At 33.0% G+C, this 19,080-nt stretch carries 16 protein-coding genes; 14 read left to right on the plus strand and 2 right to left on the minus strand.

Features of this window, described 5'->3' with window-relative positions:
• Positions 1 to 83: 83 nt before the first annotated feature.
• From fapR to rplS, 14 genes are all read left to right on the plus strand, one after another.
• Positions 84 to 644 (plus strand): transcription factor FapR, encoded by a 561-nt coding sequence (gene fapR / locus SBL15_RS11200; protein ID WP_107611428.1) that lies wholly within the window; start codon positions 84 to 86, stop codon positions 642 to 644.
• Position 645: 1 nt separating this feature from the next.
• A complete protein-coding gene (gene plsX / locus SBL15_RS11205) occupies positions 646 to 1,632 on the plus strand; it encodes a phosphate acyltransferase PlsX (protein WP_107611429.1) in 987 nt (328 codons plus the stop codon).
• On the plus strand, positions 1,625 to 2,554 hold the full coding sequence (gene fabD / locus SBL15_RS11210) for an ACP S-malonyltransferase (RefSeq protein WP_107611430.1): 930 nt from the start codon (positions 1,625 to 1,627) through the stop codon (positions 2,552 to 2,554). The genes plsX and fabD overlap by 8 nt, the downstream gene beginning before the upstream one ends.
• Positions 2,544 to 3,281: a 3-oxoacyl-[acyl-carrier-protein] reductase gene (gene fabG, locus SBL15_RS11215; protein ID WP_011275968.1), complete on the plus strand. Its 738-nt coding sequence runs from the start codon at positions 2,544 to 2,546 to the stop codon at positions 3,279 to 3,281. Before fabD ends, fabG begins: the two co-directional genes overlap by 11 nt.
• Positions 3,282 to 3,393: 112 nt before the next feature.
• On the plus strand, positions 3,394 to 3,627 hold the full coding sequence (locus tag SBL15_RS11220) for an acyl carrier protein (RefSeq protein ID WP_001830184.1): 234 nt from the start codon (positions 3,394 to 3,396) through the stop codon (positions 3,625 to 3,627).
• Positions 3,628 to 3,696: 69 nt separating this feature from the next.
• Positions 3,697 to 4,449 carry a ribonuclease III gene (rnc, locus tag SBL15_RS11225; RefSeq protein ID WP_411861500.1) on the plus strand — a complete coding sequence of 251 codons (753 nt, stop codon included), beginning with the start codon at positions 3,697 to 3,699 and terminating at the stop codon, positions 4,447 to 4,449.
• A gap of 84 nt (positions 4,450 to 4,533) precedes the next feature.
• The gene (gene smc, locus SBL15_RS11230; protein WP_317956005.1) at positions 4,534 to 8,103 is read left to right on the plus strand and encodes a chromosome segregation protein SMC; all 3,570 of its coding nucleotides are present in this window, start codon (positions 4,534 to 4,536) and stop codon (positions 8,101 to 8,103) included.
• Complete coding sequence (ftsY, locus tag SBL15_RS11235) at positions 8,100 to 9,323, plus strand: signal recognition particle-docking protein FtsY (RefSeq protein ID WP_037557992.1); 1,224 nt, start codon at positions 8,100 to 8,102, stop codon at positions 9,321 to 9,323. The genes smc and ftsY overlap by 4 nt, the downstream gene beginning before the upstream one ends.
• Entirely contained in the window at positions 9,310 to 9,642 is a 333-nt protein-coding gene (locus SBL15_RS11240; protein WP_037537868.1) for a putative DNA-binding protein, read from the plus strand. The genes ftsY and SBL15_RS11240 overlap by 14 nt, the downstream gene beginning before the upstream one ends.
• Before the next feature lie 25 nt (positions 9,643 to 9,667).
• Positions 9,668 to 11,038 (plus strand): signal recognition particle protein, encoded by a 1,371-nt coding sequence (gene ffh, locus SBL15_RS11245; RefSeq protein ID WP_107611433.1) that lies wholly within the window; start codon positions 9,668 to 9,670, stop codon positions 11,036 to 11,038.
• Positions 11,039 to 11,500: 462 nt separating this feature from the next.
• Entirely contained in the window at positions 11,501 to 11,776 is a 276-nt protein-coding gene (gene rpsP / locus SBL15_RS11250) for a 30S ribosomal protein S16 (protein ID WP_011275962.1), read from the plus strand.
• Between the two features lie 118 nt (positions 11,777 to 11,894).
• Positions 11,895 to 12,398, plus strand: coding sequence for a ribosome maturation factor RimM (gene rimM, locus SBL15_RS11255; RefSeq protein WP_317956007.1), 504 nt, complete (start codon positions 11,895 to 11,897; stop codon positions 12,396 to 12,398).
• Positions 12,398 to 13,135 (plus strand): tRNA (guanosine(37)-N1)-methyltransferase TrmD, encoded by a 738-nt coding sequence (trmD, locus tag SBL15_RS11260; protein ID WP_107611435.1) that lies wholly within the window; start codon positions 12,398 to 12,400, stop codon positions 13,133 to 13,135. Before rimM ends, trmD begins: the two co-directional genes overlap by 1 nt.
• 104 nt (positions 13,136 to 13,239) lie before the next feature.
• Positions 13,240 to 13,590, plus strand: coding sequence for a 50S ribosomal protein L19 (gene rplS, locus SBL15_RS11265; RefSeq protein ID WP_037537864.1), 351 nt, complete (start codon positions 13,240 to 13,242; stop codon positions 13,588 to 13,590).
• Positions 13,591 to 13,746: 156 nt separating this feature from the next.
• Here rplS and SBL15_RS11270 read toward each other — a convergent pair whose 3' ends face one another.
• Together SBL15_RS11270 and SBL15_RS11275 are read right to left on the minus strand one after the other, a co-directional pair.
• Positions 13,747 to 16,356 (minus strand): YfhO family protein, encoded by a 2,610-nt coding sequence (locus SBL15_RS11270; protein WP_107638618.1) that lies wholly within the window; start codon positions 16,354 to 16,356, stop codon positions 13,747 to 13,749.
• Between the two features lies 1 nt (position 16,357).
• Positions 16,358 to 18,952, minus strand: coding sequence for a YfhO family protein (locus SBL15_RS11275; RefSeq protein ID WP_317956010.1), 2,595 nt, complete (start codon positions 18,950 to 18,952; stop codon positions 16,358 to 16,360).
• Positions 18,953 to 19,080 lie beyond the last annotated feature (128 nt).

Here is a 19,080-nt window from a genome sequence, read left to right on the forward strand (position 1 = left end):
TGAGCTTATCAAACGGAAAGTGTTATGATATGTGAGGAATGTTTAAGACTTGGTACTAATTTCACTTTTAAGGAGGGATTTAATTGAAATTGAAAAAAGCAGAACGTCGTCAGGCGATTCAAAAAGCAATTGAATTAAATCCCTTTATTACGGATAGTGAATTATGTGAACAGTTTGAAGTTAGTATTCAAACCATACGGTTAGATAGAACTAACCTAAGTATTCCAGAACTACGAAAGCGTATTAAATTAGTAGCTGAGCAAAATTATGAACAAATTCGTGCCCTAGAGGCAAATGAAGTGGTTGGAGATTTAATTCAAGTTGAACCAGATATATCCGCTCAATCTCTCATTGAAATTACTGAAGAATCCGTTTTTACGAAGACTCAGATAGCACGAGGTCATGTGTTATTTGCTCAAGCAAATTCGCTTTGTGTAGCTTTAATACATAAATCAACAGTGTTAACACAGGAAAGTAATGTAGCATTCATTGAGAAAGTTAAACTTAATGATACAGTAAGGGCAGAAGCACACGTTGTAAATAAAACTTCGCACCATTATGTTATAGAAGTAAACTCATACGTAAGAGACACAATAGTGTTTAAAGGAACGTTTAAAATGTTTTATATAAGCGAGGATGAATGACATGGTTAAAATTGCTATTGATATGATGGGTGGAGATGACGCACCCGGTATCGTCTTAGAAGCGGTTGAGAAAGCAGTTAATGATTTTAAAGATTTAGAGATTATTTTATTTGGTGATAAAAATCAATACACACTCAATCATGAACGTATAGAATTTAGACATTGTTCTGAGAAAATAGAAATGGAAGACGAACCTGTTAGAGCTATTAAACGTAAGAAAGACAGTTCAATGGTAAGAATGGCAGAAGCAGTGAAAAAAGGTGAAGCGGATGGATGTGTGTCTGCAGGTAATACCGGAGCGCTTATGTCAGCAGGTTTATTCATTGTTGGTCGTATTAAAGGCGTGGCAAGACCAGCACTTGTAGTCACTTTACCAACAATTGATGGTAAAGGATTTGTATTTTTAGATGTGGGTGCCAATGCAGATGCGAAACCTGAACATTTATTGCAATATGCACAACTTGGTAATATTTATGCTAAAAAAATACGTGGCATTCAAAATCCTAAAGTATCATTATTGAATATCGGTACAGAACCAGCTAAAGGTAATACATTGACTAAGAAATCTTACCAACTACTTAAAGACGATCAAAGCTTTAACTTTGATGGTAATATTGAAGCTAAAACGTTAATGGAAGGTAATACTGATGTAGTGGTAACTGATGGATATACGGGTAACATGGTACTTAAAAATATTGAAGGTACTGCAAAATCAATAGGTAAAATGTTGAAAGAAACATTTTTAGGAAGTTTAAAAAACAAACTAGCAGCTTTAGTATTAAAAAAAGACTTAGATACATTTACTAAGAAGATGGATTATGCAGAATACGGTGGATCAGTATTATTAGGTCTTGACGGAACGGTTGTTAAAGCGCATGGTGGATCTAATGCTCGCGCGTTTTATTCTGCAATTCGACAAGCTAAAATTGCTGGCGATGAAAAGATTGTCGATATTATGAGAGAGACGGTAGGTGGTAAGGATGAGTAAGGTAGCAATTATTTTCCCAGGTCAAGGTGCACAAAAAGTTGGCATGGCAAGTGATTTGTTTAATGAGGATGCGAAAGCGACAAATATTCTAAATACAGCTCAAGAAGCAATGGACTTTGATTTATTGGAAACGATGTTTACAGATAATGAGAACAAACTAGGTGAAACTGAACATACACAACCAGCTTTATTGACGCATAGTATAGCGTTATATAGTGCATTAGATAATATTAATGCTGATTATACTATGGGACACAGCTTAGGTGAATATTCTAGTTTAGTTGCTGCAGGAGTATTAAAATTTGAAGATGCAGTTAAGATTGTTCGCAAACGTGGTCAATTAATGGCTCAAGCTTTTCCAAATGGTGTTGGTAGTATGGCAGCAGTATTAGGTTTGAGTTATGAAGAAGTAGACCGAATTTGTAAAGAATTATCTACAAATGATGAATTGGTCGAACCAGCAAACATTAATTGTCCAGGCCAAATTGTAGTGTCAGGTCACAAATCACTTATTGATAAATTTGTTGAAGAAGGTAAATCGTTAGGTGCTAAACGTGTCTTACCTTTAGCGGTTTCTGGACCTTTTCATTCTTCAATGATGCAAGTGATTGAAAAAGACTTTGAGTCTTTCATTAATCAATTTGAGTGGCATGATGCATCGTTCCCGATTGTTCAAAATGTTAATGCACAGGGTGAAACTGATGCAGCAACAATTAAGTCCAATATGATTAAACAATTATATTCACCTGTTGAATTTATCGAATCAGCAGAATGGTTAATTGCGCAAGGTGTAGATCATTTTATAGAAATTGGTCCTGGTAAGGTCTTATCTGGTTTAATTAAGAAAATAAATCGCGATGTTAAATTGACATCAATTCAAACATTAGAAGATGTGAAAGGATGGAATAATCATGACGAATAAAAATGCATTAGTGACTGGTGCTTCAAGAGGTATAGGTCGTAGTATCGCATTACAATTGGCTGAAGATGGTTTCAATGTAGCCGTAAACTATGCAGGTAATAAAGAAAAAGCTGAAGCAGTTGTTTCTGAAATTAAAGCTAAAGGTGTTGAAAGTTTTGCGATTCAAGCAAATGTAGCTGAAGGTGACGAAGTTAAAGCTATGATTAAAGAAGTCGTTAGTCAATTTGGTTCGTTAGATGTACTTGTGAATAACGCTGGTATCACTCGTGATAACTTATTAATGCGCATGAAAGAACATGAATGGGATGATGTTATCAATACTAACCTTAAAGGTACATTTAATTGCATTCAAAAAGCTACACCTCAAATGCTTCGTCAACGTGGTGGTGCAATCATTAACTTATCAAGTATTGTAGGTGCCATGGGTAATCCAGGACAAGCTAACTATGTTGCTACTAAAGCAGGTATAGAAGGTTTAACGAAATCAAGCGCACGTGAACTTGCATCACGTGGTATTACAGTCAATGCGGTAGCACCTGGTTTCATTGTTTCAGATATGACAGACGCACTGAGTGATGATTTAAAATCACAAATGTTAGAACAAATACCTTTATCTCGATTTGGTGAAGATACAGATATAGCGAATACAGTAGCATTTTTAGCATCTGATAGAGCAAAATATATTACTGGCCAAACAATCCATGTCAATGGTGGCATGTACATGTAATTGAAGTACTTGAATTTTATTATCAGTGTTTAAGAAATGCTTGTATTTTACCCATTAAAATGGGAAAATATAGTAGTCTATGGATAGACACTTTTAAAGGAGGTGAATCGACGTGGAAAACTTCGATAAAGTAAAAGATATCATCGTTGACCGTTTAGGTGTAGATGCTGATAAAGTAACTGAAGACGCATCTTTCAAAGATGATTTAGGCGCTGACTCACTTGATATCGCTGAATTAGTGATGGAATTAGAAGATGAATTTGGTACTGAAATTCCTGATGAAGAAGCTGAAAAAATCAATACTGTTGGTGATGCAGTTAAATACATCAATAGTCTTGAAAAATAAAAACTTACATCTGAGTCGTCTACAAGATGGCTCAGATTTTTTCTTAAGAATCAAACAAAGAATAAACATATGGGAGGTTCTAATGTGACTAATCCAAAAAAAAAAGAAATGGTTAATGACTTTCAACAACAGTTTGCGAAGAAAATGAATGAGTTGGGATTTACATATTCAAATATTGACTTGTATCAACAAGCTTTCTCTCATTCAAGTTTTATCAATGACTTTAATATGGATCGTTTGGCGCATAATGAGCGACTCGAATTTCTAGGCGATGCGGTATTAGAATTGACGGTATCACGCTACCTTTTTGATAAACATCAGGATCTACCAGAAGGTAATTTAACAAAAATGCGTGCAACAATTGTATGTGAGCCCTCACTTGTAATATTTGCTAACAAAATCGAGTTAAATCAACTTATCTTATTAGGTAAAGGTGAAGAAAAAACGGGTGGGAGAACACGCCCTTCATTAGTGTCCGATGCCTTTGAAGCTTTTGTCGGGGCTTTATATCTTGATCAAGGATTAGATGTAGTTTGGCAATTTGCTGAGAAAGTGATTTTTCCATATGTTGAGGATGATGAATTGGTTGGTGTTGTTGATTTTAAAACACAATTTCAAGAGTATGTTCATAGTCAAAATCGTGGAGATGTGACTTATCGTTTAATTAAAGAAGAAGGTCCAGCGCATCATCGATTGTTTACGTCGGAAGTCATTTTAGAGAATGAAGCAGTAGCAACAGGTCAAGGTAAAACTAAAAAAGAATCAGAACAAAAAGCGGCAGAGAGCGCTTATTCAAAATTAAAAAGCAATAATAATCTTTAACATATATTAAAGAAAACCATTAAACGGTAAAATATTGTCCTCCTCTCAACTAGAATGAGTGGAAAGATTAACAAGGAGAATAGTATGGTGTATTTAAAATCAATTGATGCCATAGGTTTTAAATCATTTGCAGATCACACAGATGTTCAATTTGACAAGGGTGTAACTGCAATTGTTGGGCCTAATGGTAGCGGAAAAAGTAATATCACTGATGCCATTAAATGGGTATTAGGTGAACAGTCCGCCAAATCATTACGTGGCTCTAAAATGGAAGATATTATTTTTTCAGGAGCAGAACATCGAAACGCTCAGAATTATGCAGAAGTACAATTGAAACTTGACAATAAAGCTAGAAAGTTACAAGTTGATTCAGATGATATCGTCGTGACACGTCGTTTATATCGTAGTGGTGAGAGCGAATACTATCTTAATAATGATAAAGCGCGTTTAAGGGATATCACTGAACTATTCCTGGATTCTGGTTTAGGAAAAGAAGCATTTAGTATTATATCTCAAGGTAGAGTAGATGAAATTTTAAATGCTAAACCTATTGATAGACGACAAATACTTGAAGAATCAGCTGGTGTATTAAAATATAAGAAGCGAAAAGCTGAATCATTACAAAAGTTAGACCACACTGAAGATAATCTTACGCGCGTAGAAGATATTTTATATGATTTAGAAGGACGCGTTGAACCATTAAAAGCTGAAGCATCAATTGCAAAAGAGTATTTAAAATTATCTGAAGAGATGAAACAAAGTGATGTTATTGTTACTGTACATGATATCGACCAATATTCAGAGGATAATCGTCAACTGGATCAAAAATTAAATGATTTAAAAAGCCAACAAGCGGATAAAGAAGCAAAACAAGCTCAGATTAATAAATATATTCAAAAGCAAAAGTCTCAACGTCAACAAATTGATAATGACATTGAACAATTAAACTATAATTTAATCAAAGCTACTGAAGAATATGAAAAGTTCACAGGTCGATTGAATGTTTTAGAAGAAAGAAAACGAAATCAATCAGAAACGAATGCTCGTTTTGAAGAAGAGTTAGATAATTTACATCAAGAATTAAAAAAAGCTCAAAATGAAAAAGCTGATATTACTCAACAAATTACTACTTTAAAAGAAAAACAAAAAGAGTTGAATAATAGTATTCATCAATTAGAATCACAACTGTATGTTTCTAATGAACAACATGACGAAAAATTGGAATCAATCAAAAATGAATACTATGAATTAATGTCTGAACAATCAGATGTAAATAATGATATTCGCTTTTTAGAGCATACGATTAAAGAGAATGAAGCGAAAAAATCACGCTTAGATTCTCGCTTGGTTGAAGCGTTCAATCAACTTAAAGCGTTGCAAAGTGAAATTTCTAATACAAAACGCAACCATCAAGCTACTGTTAAACAATTGAGCGATATTGAGACTCAAATAAGTCAACTAGAACAGCAGTTATCAAAAGCTAAACAAACTCAAACTGAATATGAAGATAAACTTTATCAGGCTTATCGATACACTGATAAAATGAGAGCTAGAATAGAGAGTTTAGAAACTCAAGAAGAGGATTATACTTATTTCTTTAATGGTGTTAAACATGTGTTAAAAGCTAAAAATGATAACCTACAAGGTATTCATGGTGCTGTTGCAGAAGTGATAAATGTGCCATCTGAATTGACTCAAGCGATTGAGACCGCATTAGGTGCTTCATTACAACATATCATAGTTGATACTGAAAAAGATGGACGCCAGGCAATACAATTTTTAAAACAAAAGGGTCTTGGTAGAGCCACATTCTTACCATTAAATGTTATAAAATCTAGACAATTATCTAATAATATTAGGCACATCGCTGAAAATACAAATGGATTTATCAATGTAGCTTCAGATGCGATTAAAGTTAATTCACAATATCAAGCTGTAGTTGAAAATTTAATAGGTACTACTATTATCGTAGACAATTTGAAACATGCTAATGAACTGGCAAGAGCTATCCAATATAAAACACGCATTGTAACTTTAGAAGGAGATATTGTTAATCCTGGTGGTTCTATGACCGGTGGTGGTGCGCGCAAGACGAAGAGTATTCTTTCACAAAAAGATGAACTGACAACTATGCGTAATCAATTAAAAGATTATGAATCGCAAACACAAGATTTCGAGAAACAGTTACAAAAACAAAAAAATGAAGTTGAACATCTCAGCGAAACTTATTTTAAAATGAGTCAGCAATATAACGAAGTAAAAGAACAATCTCATAACGAAGCGTTAGAATTTGATCGACTTAAAACACAAGAAGCGCACATTAAAGATGAACATGAGGAATTTGAATTCGAGAAAAATGATGGCTACCAAAGTGAAAATAGTCGCATTACTTTAACTGAAAAACAAGAGCGATTAACTATTATTCAAGGTAAGTTAAAACAACTTGAAACAGATATTGAACGTTATACTCAATTATCTAAAGTAGGTAAAGAGAATACCACTCAAGTGCAACAACAATTAAACCAAAAACGCTCTGACTTAGCTGTAATTAAAGAACGAATAAATGCTCAAAAAGCGTCATTAGAACGTACAGATAAACAGATAGAGACGATTAACAAACAATTAACAAATGTTGACGATAAAATTAAACTCTTCAATTCTGACGAAATGATGGGGGAACAAGCATTTGAAAAATTACAACAACAGATAAAATCTAAAGAAAATGACCGACAATCCATCACTGATCAGTTAAAACAATTGAAAAAAGAACGTATTGATGTCAATGAAGATGTTGAGTCACATGAAGCTACATTGCAAGAATGTCATCAAGATTTATTGTCAATTGAAAGTTTTTATCAAGATATAAAAGCACAACAATCGAAATTAGATGTATTGATTAACCATGCAATTGATCATTTGAATGATGAATATCAACTAACTGTTGAGCGGGCTAGAAGTGAATTCTCTTCAGAAACGCCAATTGATGCGCTGAGAAAGAAAGTCAAACTAACTAAAATGTCAATTGAAGAACTAGGGCCAGTAAATATTAATGCTATTGAGCAATTTGAAGAATTAAATGAGCGTTATACTTTCCTAGATGAACAACGTACAGACTTGCGTGAAGCGAAACAAACACTTGAACAAATTATAAGTGAGATGGACCAAGAAGTGAAAGGTCGTTTTAAAGAAACGTTTTTACAAGTGCAATCTCATTTTACGACAGTATTTCAGTCGTTATTTGGAGGTGGACATGCTAAATTAGAGTTAACAGATGATGATTATTTATCAGCTGGTGTCGATATTATTGTTCAACCACCTGGTAAGAAATTGCAACACTTATCTTTATTAAGTGGTGGTGAGCGTGCATTAAGTGCTATTGCACTACTATTTGCTATCTTGAAAGTAAGATCTGCTCCATTTGTTATACTAGATGAAGTAGAGGCTGCACTCGATGAAGCGAATGTAATTCGATACGCTCAATTTTTAAAAGAATTATCTATTCAAACTCAATTTATTGTTATTACACATCGAAAAGGAACTATGGAATATTCAGACCGTTTATATGGTGTGACGATGCAAGAGTCAGGTGTTTCAAAATTAGTAAGTGTCAACTTAAATACAATTGATGAGGTTATGAAGGAGGAACAAGCATGAGTTTCTTTAAACGATTAAAAGACAAATTTTCAACGAAATCTACTGAAGATATAGAACAAGAATTATCAGAAGAAGAAGGTAATCAGAGTAGCGCAACTCATGATGACAATGATGAAGCACAGATAGAACCGAAGAAAAAACCACGTAAATTAAGTGAAGCGGACTTTGATGACGATGGATTAATTTCAATTGAAGATTTTGAAGAAATTGAAGCACAAAAAATGGGTGCTAAATTTAAAGCAGGACTTGAAAAATCACGTCAGAACTTCCAAGAACAACTTAATAATTTGATCGCACGTTATAGAACAGTAGATGAAGATTTCTTCGAAGCACTTGAAGAAATGTTAATCACTGCAGATGTCGGTTTCAACACAGTGATGCAATTAACAGAAGAATTACGTACTGAAGCACAACGTCGAAATATACAAGAAACTGAAGATTTACGTGAAGTTATTGTTGAAAAGATTGTTGAAATCTATCATCAAGAAGATGACCAATCAGAAGCAATGAATCTTGAAGACGGCCGTTTGAATGTCATTTTAATGGTTGGCGTAAATGGTGTTGGTAAAACAACTACAATCGGTAAATTAGCACACAGATATAAAATGGAAGGCAAAAAAGTAATGCTTGCCGCTGGAGATACATTTAGAGCTGGTGCAATTGATCAACTACAAGTTTGGGGAGACCGTGTAGGTGTTGAAGTAATTCGTCAAAGTGAGGGTTCAGATCCTGCTGCAGTTGTATATGATGCAATTAATGCCGCTAAAAATAAAGGTGTCGATATATTAATTTGTGATACTGCAGGACGTTTACAAAATAAATCTAATTTAATGCAAGAATTGGATAAAATGAAACGTGTCATTAGCCGAGCTGTACCAGATGCGCCACATGAAGCTTTATTATGCTTAGATGCAACAACAGGTCAAAACGCATTATCTCAAGCACGTTCATTTAAAGAAGTTACAAACGTATCAGGTATAGTATTAACTAAATTAGATGGTACTGCTAAAGGTGGTATTGTACTTGCGATTAGAAATGAACTTCACATACCTGTGAAATATGTAGGATTAGGTGAGAAACTTGATGACTTACAACCATTTAACCCAGAAAGTTATGTATATGGCTTATTTGCAGATATGATTGAACAAAATGAAGATATTCCAGATGAAGTTGCTGAATTAGATTTTAATAATGAGGATAATCCAAATGGGGAAAAATGATTTAGTTAAAACTTTGCGAATGAATTATTTGTTTGATTTTTATCAAACATTATTAACTGAAAAACAAAGAAATTATTTGGAATTGTTTTATTTGAGAGACTATTCACTAAGTGAAATTGCAGAGACATTTGATGTGAGTAGACAAGCAGTTTATGATAATATAAGAAGAACTGGCGATTTAGTAGAAGATTATGAAGCTAAATTGAATTTGTATGAAAAATTTGAACAACGTCGTAAAATTTATGACGATATGAAACAAACATTAAATGATTCTAAGAAGTTAGAACAATACATTAATCAATTAGAAGAATTAGAATAAATAGAGATAAAGGAGGGCAATTGATATGGCATTTGAAGGATTATCCGATCGTTTGCAAGCTACGATGCAGAGAATGCGTGGTAAAGGTAAAGTTACTGAAGCGGATATTAAAGCAATGATGCGTGAAGTACGATTAGCATTATTAGAAGCCGATGTAAACTTTAAAGTAGTTAAAGAATTTGTTAAGACAGTGTCAGATCGTGCCTTAGGATCAGATGTAATGCAATCATTAACACCTGGTCAACAAGTCATTAAAATTGTACAAGATGAATTAACTCAATTAATGGGTGGCGAAAACTCAACGATTAAAATGGCAAACAAGCCACCAACTGTTGTTATGATGGTTGGCTTACAAGGCGCAGGTAAAACAACAACAGCCGGTAAACTAGCATTATTAATGCGTAAAAAATATAATAAAAAGCCAATGTTAGTTGCAGCGGATATTTATCGTCCAGCCGCAATTAATCAATTACAAACGGTAGGTAAACAACTTGATGTTCCTGTTTATAGTGAAGGGGACCAAGTTAAACCTCAACAAATCGTTGAAAATGCATTAAAACATGCCAAAGAAGAACATTTAGATTTTGTAATCATTGATACAGCAGGTCGTTTGCATATTGATGAAGCGTTAATGAATGAACTTCAAGAAGTTAAAGAAATTTCTAAACCTAATGAAATCATGTTAGTTGTAGATGCTATGACTGGGCAAGACGCTGTTAACGTTGCTCAATCATTTGATGACCAGTTAGATGTTTCTTGTGTTACGTTGACTAAATTAGATGGGGACACTCGTGGTGGTGCTGCTTTATCGATTCGTTCAGTAACTCAAAAGCCAATTAAATTTGTTGGTATGAGTGAGAAGATGGATGGACTTGAACTGTTCCACCCAGAGCGAATGGCTTCTCGTATACTTGGTATGGGAGATGTTTTAAGTCTTATTGAAAAGGCACAACAAGATGTTGACCAAGAAAAAGCTAAAGATTTAGAACAAAAAATGCGTAATTCTACGTTCACTTTGGACGATTTCCTTGAACAATTGGATCAAGTTAAAAACCTTGGCCCACTTGATGACATCATGAAAATGATTCCAGGAATGAATAAGATGAAAGGCATGGATAAGTTAAATATGGATGAAAAGCAAATTGACCATATTAAAGCGATTATCCAGTCTATGACACCAAGTGAAAGAGAAAATCCAGCAGTACTAAATGTATCTAGAAAAAAACGTATCGCCAAAGGTTCCGGTCGTTCACTACAAGAAGTGAATCGCTTGATGAAACAATTTAATGATATGAAGAAAATGATGAAACAATTCAGTGGTGTTGGCCGAAAAGGTAAAAAAGGTAAACGTAGTCAAATGGAAAATATGTTAAAAGGTATGAACTTACCATTTTAATTAAGTGAAAATATCGAACGCTCCTCAAATAGCGTTCGATATTTTGATGTTTATTGAAAAATAAATGTACTACCAAACATTTAGGTAATAAGGTTCGGCCTAGCTAAAGCATAAACGCAGTGGTTGATTGGACTTGAAATAAAATATTTCAAGCACCTAATCAACTATGCGGGGGTGACGGGGCCCCAACACAAAGAATTTCATTAAGAAATTCTACAAGCAATGAAAGTGGGGTACGAATTCAAAGAATTCTATCTCACTCCCATAACCAAATCTACGGTTTTAAAAAAACCTAGTAAAAGGAACACCCTAGCTAAAGCTAGTGCGTAAGTCCCACTAACTAAATAAATTTAGAAGTGGGGCTTTAGGTAAAGAAAAAAGTCTTTACAAAATATCAAGTTACTGTTAATATTATTTCTTGTAGAAAATAAAAAGTAAAAGATTTAAAGGAGAGTTTTATATATGGCAGTTAAAATTCGTTTAACTCGTTTAGGTTCAAAAAGAAATCCATTTTATCGTATCGTTGTAGCAGACGCACGTTCACCACGTGATGGTCGTATTATCGAACAAATCGGTACTTACAACCCAGCTAGTGTTAATGCTCCAGAAGTTAAAATTGATGAAGAATTAGCATTAAAATGGTTAAAAGACGGTGCTAAACCAACTGATACAGTTCATAATATCTTATCTAAACAAGGTATTTTAAAAACTTTTGATGAACAAAAACACGCTAAATAATTAGCTTAAACTTTATAAGTAAAGTAATAGAGGCGCCAACTGATGGCGCCTTTTTAAATACTGAAAAATCATGATATGATAAACAAAATGACATTAATGGATTAAATGAGGTGCAAATATGCAAGTTGAAGTTGGTCAAATCGTAAATACACATGGAATTAAAGGTGAAGTTAAAGTGAAATCTAATTCCGATTTTACCGATACCCGTTTCCAACCAGGTGAAGTATTGACGGTAAATCATCAAAATCATGAAGAACAATTGACTGTCTTATCTTACCGTGTTCATAAAGGATTTCATATGTTGAAATTTGAGGGAATAAATAACGTTAATGACGTCGAACAATATAAAGGTGACTATTTGTACCAAGAACGCGATCATGAAGATATTGAACTAGCTGAAAATGAATATTACTACTCTGACATCATTGGAAGTACTGTATTTGATGATGACAATCAACCTATCGGCAGAGTTATCAATATTTTTGAAACAGGTGCAAACGATGTTTGGGTTGTTAAAGGAGAAAAGGAATATCTCATTCCTTATATAGCTGATGTAGTTAAAGAAATTGATATTGAAAATAAAACGATTCGTATAACACCTATGGAAGGGTTGTTAGATTAATGAAAATTGATTATTTAACTTTATTTCCTGAGATGTTTGATGGCGTGCTCAATCACTCCATTTTAAAAAGGGCACAGGATAAAGAAATCATTAGTGTGAATACTGTAAATTTTAGAGATTACGCCATTAATAAACATAATCAAGTGGATGATTACCCATTTGGTGGTGGACAGGGTATGGTGCTAAAACCTGAACCAGTCTTCAATGCTATGAAAGATTTACAACGAACTGATCAAACGCGTGTCATTTTAATGTGTCCTCAAGGTAGACCTTTTTCACAAGGAATTGCACAAGAATTAAGCGAAGCTGAGCATATCGTATTTATTTGTGGACATTATGAAGGTTATGATGAACGTATAAGAACGCACCTAGTGACGGATGAAATTTCAATGGGGGATTATGTATTAACTGGAGGAGAATTGCCAGCGATGACGATGACAGATGCGATTGTGCGATTAATACCAGGTGTATTAGGAAATCAACAATCACATCAAGATGATTCGTTCTCAGATGGTCTATTAGAATTTCCTCAATATACGCGTCCAAGAGAATTTGAAGGTATGACCGTTCCAGATGTATTATTATCAGGTAATCATGCAAATATTGAACAATGGCGACATGAACAAAAATTAATCCGTACTTATCATAAGCGACCGGACTTACTTGATCGATATCCTTTAACGGAAGACGATGAAAAATTTATAGAAAGCTATAAAAAGCAATTGAAAAACAATTAGTATTATGCTAATATATATCAAGTGTGAAAAGACACTAATTATCACTATGATCCGCTGCTATATGAATGTCTAGGCAAGAACATAGGTTGAAGGAGAGTATATCAATGAGTAATCATAAGTTAATCGAAGCAGTTACAAAATCACAATTACGCACAGACTTACCAGCATTCCGTACTGGTGATACTTTACGTGTACACGTACGTATCGTAGAGGGTTCACGTGAACGTATCCAAGTATTCGAAGGTGTTGTAATCAAACGTCGTGGTGGAGGAATTTCTGAAACTTTCACAGTTCGTAAAATTTCTTCAGGTGTAGGTGTGGAACGTACATTCCCATTACACACTCCAAAAATCGAAAAAATCGAACTTAAACGTCGTGGTAAAGTACGTCGTGCTAAATTATACTACTTACGTAGTTTACGTGGTAAAGCTGCTAGAATCCAAGAAATTCGTTAATCAGCAAACTGAGTATAATAATAAGACAGAGGTTAGATACAACGTTTGTCTTACAAATAAAGCTTCCAATCTTCTTCTTTCAAGTTGAGATTGGAAGCTTTATTATTTTTATTCACATTTTAAATAATAAAAGTTTAAGTTATTAATTATCTTAATTTAGCGTTTTTTCTTAACCCATAAACTAAATAATATACTACCGATAATACCAATGAAACTCATAATAGCAAGTAGATAGAAGTGAGGAGGGGTGTATGTGAGTTTAATCACTTTATCTCCTTTATTAACTGGTATTGCTGTCATGATACCATTAGCTTGGTGAACAGGTACTTCTTTCCCATCGACTTTCGCATGCATACCATTTGCATATACAGTTGGTAAAATGACATAGCCTGTTGCGTTCTTTGGTTTCTTGACGACATAACCATTTCTCATATCTTTAACTTTCACAGGTGTTAATTCTTTTGAAGCTTTTTTAAGTGTGCTGTAGTCCTCACCATAAATACCTTTCACAGATAAACGATAATTCCCTTTAGATAGATGAATATTTAGCTTATCAGACGCTTTAACACGCATTGTAACTGGTGTAACTAAGCGACGATATTTGTAGCTCAGTTCATTTCGATTTTGCGAATATTCATTAACACCTACTGAATGCGCTTTGTCAGGCGAAAGTAGTTCAACATCCATTTCTACGTACATATCTTTATACTGATTAGCGATAGATTCAGGTAATTTTAATGTAACCCCACCATTGTCCTTGTGTACTTTAAGATGATTTTGATTTTTCCAAGTCGCATCTTTTGTAAACATTTTTGACTCGTTTAAAAGATTTTTATTAGGTTTAAATGAAGTATTTGCTTTTTCTGAATTGTCGTTTAATACGATCCCTTTTAACATAGTTTGTTCACGATCTAAAGGTGACTTTAAATCATCACTATTATATATATGATTAGTTACATGAGCAGATGGATAGTCAATCATGTTTTTAGAATGGATAAGCGTATTTTTACCATTCAATATCGTATATTTCTTTTCAAAACCGTAAGTCATATTTTGATCTTCAGGATGACGTAGTCGATCTTGAACATTCCATAAAGCAGTTAAGTTTGCACGATTTCCTAAAAAGCGATACGTACTATTTTTATCAACGGGCATATTAATTTGCATTAATTTATCATAATATTTCAAAATTCCTCCATCAAAAATGCTTGAGTATAGCGAAATACCATTGTAGTGATAAAGAAAAGGAGAATTTAATGCATATGCGGACATATAATCAATACGATGAAATGGATCATCATGATGTTCTTTGATAGAATCAATTTTTTTAGCAATAGTATCATTATAGTATGAAGGATCGCTCAATGTATTGATTGTCGTTGAATATGGGTCTATCGTTCTTTGTCTTGAATCATGTGTCATTATAATTTGTTGACCGAAAAATAGCACTATCAACGATAACATAATAATTGGTTGTTTCAGTAAAGATTTGCGATAGATAAATATTCCTAGCACAACGATGATAATTAAAGCAATTACCATCCAATCCACAAAGTTGTCAGCTATGATATATCTACACAAACCAGCAATAAATACGGGCACACCTGCAAATAGAAACTGTTTCATAGTCAACTCTGATAAGTGATGAATATATAAAGCAATCAGTCCACTTGTAGATAACACTAAGAAGTAAACCCAACGTCGTTGTGGTAATGAGAATCCATTAAAAGCACTGTCAAAGTACTGTGATAATGAACCAATAAGTAAGAACCACGTTATAATAGCGAAAATTTTATAGTAATAGTGTTTATATAACTTTGGCGTTAATAAAGCTACCAATGCAATAAGTGATATTGTTACATAAAAGCCATTTGAAAATATATAATAATTATTTTTAGTTAAATCAGTAAATAGAGAGATGTTGAAATCAGAATTTTGTTGGCGATCATTATTTAGGAAAGATGATACACCAGTGTAAAAACCTAATATGCTTGATAGGAGCGCAAACATAGCTCCTATAATTAGTAAATAACATTTTTGCCAACGAGATACGATGTCATGGCGATATTGGAATACGACACGTAATATAAAATAAATACCTAACACAATGGCTTGATAATAAGTAAAGTAAAAATTTGAAAATAGCGTGATTGCCACTGCAAAGATGAACAAACCTATCTTTCTACGTTGAAAGAAACGTTCCATTCCCCATAATGATAATGGCAATATAATTAATAAATCTCCATAAAATGACCAAGTAAAATTGTAATATAACACTACTGTTGATGCCCCATATAAAATTGTTGCTATCAACAGAGGTGTAGAACTTAACTTTAAGTATCTAAAATAATAAAATGCACAAATAAAAGTAATTATTGTTCGTACATATGCAACAATTAATTGATTTGTTGGCCAAAAGCGAATGTTTTGCGGTTGCCAATGGAATATATGTTCACCGATCCATACAATAATAAAATTGACCCACATGATTGGTGAAAGGGAATAATAATAGGCTAACCCTTTAACATAATCTCCGCCTAGTCCAAATGAATGATCATAAAATCCTTTTAATTGTGTGAAGTGTTCATATAAATATAATTGGAACGGCATCATTTGTCTAAAACCATCACCAGAGCCACTAAATACCACGCCATCTTTTATGTAATCCCGGATAAATGGATAATAAATGGTTAGTGTTACGATATTAGCTATGATGAAAATGAAACCAAACGTCCATAAGGGTTTTGACCATATTTTTTTAATCAATTTACTTCCTCATCTTTCGTTTTTTTGAATTAAAAATTTTTACAAAAACAGCACTAAGAATCATACTCATTAATGAAATGAATATCATAGTATTCCAGTAAGGAGGTTGATATTTAATGACAATTTGTTTTGCATTTTTGTCGACTGGAACACCGGTCATCATATAATTCACTTTTTGGATTTTTGCAGGTTGACCATCAACATACGCACGCATTCCTTTTCGATAAGGAATGTTTATTGAAGCTATACCACTCTCATGGTGACTGAGTTGGGCTTGTATACCATTTTTAATATCATGATAACTTGTATCAAAATCAGCATTATCATGCGCCTTTTTAAGCGTATCATAATTTTCGCCATTTAATTGTTGTAAATCGACATAAAATTCACCATCAGGCGAAAGGGTAATAGTGATATCACCATTTTTATCTGGTTGAGTGCGATAAAGTTGAGTGTCTACACCTGTTCGATAGGTAGAATTATTAAACAATCGATGATTAGCGTAATTATTAATAGCGACTGTGTAATTACTATCTGGATTACCTCTCTTAATCTTCATTGTTAAATAAAAATCATCATATTTATCACGTATTTGTTTTGGAAGATGTAATTTTATAGTACCACCTTTGCCACCAATGACTTTATAGCGATTTTTTCCAATTCGCTTAATATTTTGTTGTTGCATATCAACATTTGATAGTAAATTAGATGTTGGTTGTTTGAAAGATTTTCCTGCATTATTCATGATCACACCATTTAACATCGCATGCTCACGATCTATAGGTTTTTTTAAAGATTTATTATTATAAACATTTTTCGTAACTTTAACACTCGGCAAGTTAAGTGTATTTTCATAGATAGAATATTGTCCACTTGTTTTAACCTTTTTAAAATAGGCGGGTAAATTTCCCTGATAATCTTTAAGCATCATATAACGTACTGAGAAAAGACTCGCTATATTTTGTCGACCATTTATTGATTGATATCGACTTAGTGACTCCTCGGCAAGATTAATTTTTAGTGCATCATAATAGTAATCGAGAATATTATGATGGAAGATACTTGAATATAAACTTAGTCCCTTAAAGTGTTGGTACATAGGTGTGTTATCTTGCTCATTCACTCGCCAATCGATACGTTCATCTTCTCGTTTACTATTCTTCATTATATTAACTAATGAACGCTGTAAGTCTGAACTATATAAACTTGAATTAATATAAAATGTATTAGCTCGTTCTTGATGATCTTTAAAATAAATTTGATTTTTAATAAAGACGAAAGAAACCATTAAATTGAGTAAGATTATAGAAATGCCGAATATATAGCTTAGATTAATGCGATAACGTCTATCTTTTAAAATTAAAATAAGTAACCCTATTAAAGAAACAATTGGTACAAGTACAAGCCAAGCTACAAATTTATGATAGGTAATAGCACTAGCGAAAATGACAATTTCAGCAATAATATTACTAATTAAATATGATTTGATTTTTAGTGTCCTAAAATATTTTAGAAATAGACCAATTAATATTGCTGAATTAAAAGACAATATAAAATGCCAACGTTTTTGTGGTGCAGAAAATCCATTAAACAATTGATCGATAAATGGTACAAAGCTTAATAGAATAAATGCGAAAGTTAAAATCGCGAATAAGCGATAATAAAAGTGTTTATAAAGTTTAATACATAATAATGCTTGAATAGTTAGAAATAGCAATACGATTAAATAATTATCAAAGAAGATATTTGTGTTAATATCTAGCTTTTCGAAGGTATTTACTGTTCCTGAAAAAGGGACACGACGATTATTTAAAAAACTTTGAACACCGTGGAAGAACATAAATAAACTATTACCTAACCCTAAAATGGCACTGATAGCAAATAATAGTAAAGCTTTGCCACGTGTAATAATATCTTTAGAGTGTCTAAAAATTATACGAAGAAGTATGTAACCTGCACCTATAAGACAAAGATAATATGCAAAGTAGAAATTATTTATCATTATTAGTGTAATTGTGACAATAAATAGACCAAATTTTTGTTTTTGAAGTGTGCGTTCTATAGAAAATAGTAACAATGGCATCCAAATAAATACATCACTAAAGAATGGCCAATAAACAGTAAAGCGATAATAAAGCGGCGACATAACAAATAGAAATGCCATAATAATACTAATCCAAGTATTACGTGAAATAAATTTACTATAGAGATAGGTACAATACATCGCTAATGCAGCTTTAATAATGGAAATAACTAGCGCATTTACCATCCAAAATAGTAATCCCTGAGTATTTATATGAATAATTGTTTTTAATAGAATGATACATAGTACATTAACAATAAATAGTATGTTTGTTGAGAAATAATAGCTTAAATCCGTAAAAAAATCTCCACCTAGACCAAAATCAGTAGCATAAAAAAGATTGCCATCGCTCCATTTATCAAATAGAAACATTTGAATAGGTATCATCTGTTCGATACCATCGTTGGGTCCTGTGAATAATACGCCATCGTGAATAAAGCGAAAAATTATATAGCTATGTCCTATGAAAGACAGTGTTAAGAATATACCTATATATATTAATATTTTCTTCATAATTTACCTCTAAGCGATAGGATTATAATTGTAACAGTATATTTAAATTGTAGGGGATAGATTGTGCGATTAAAAGTAATTATGCTTTTCTAACATTATAAACTTATTGTACTTTATCGTTTTATTTA

The sequence above is a fragment of the Staphylococcus sp. NWU MKU2 genome (genome assembly GCF_033283605.1).
GTDB classification, from domain to species: Bacteria; Bacillota; Bacilli; order Staphylococcales; family Staphylococcaceae; genus Staphylococcus; species Staphylococcus haemolyticus.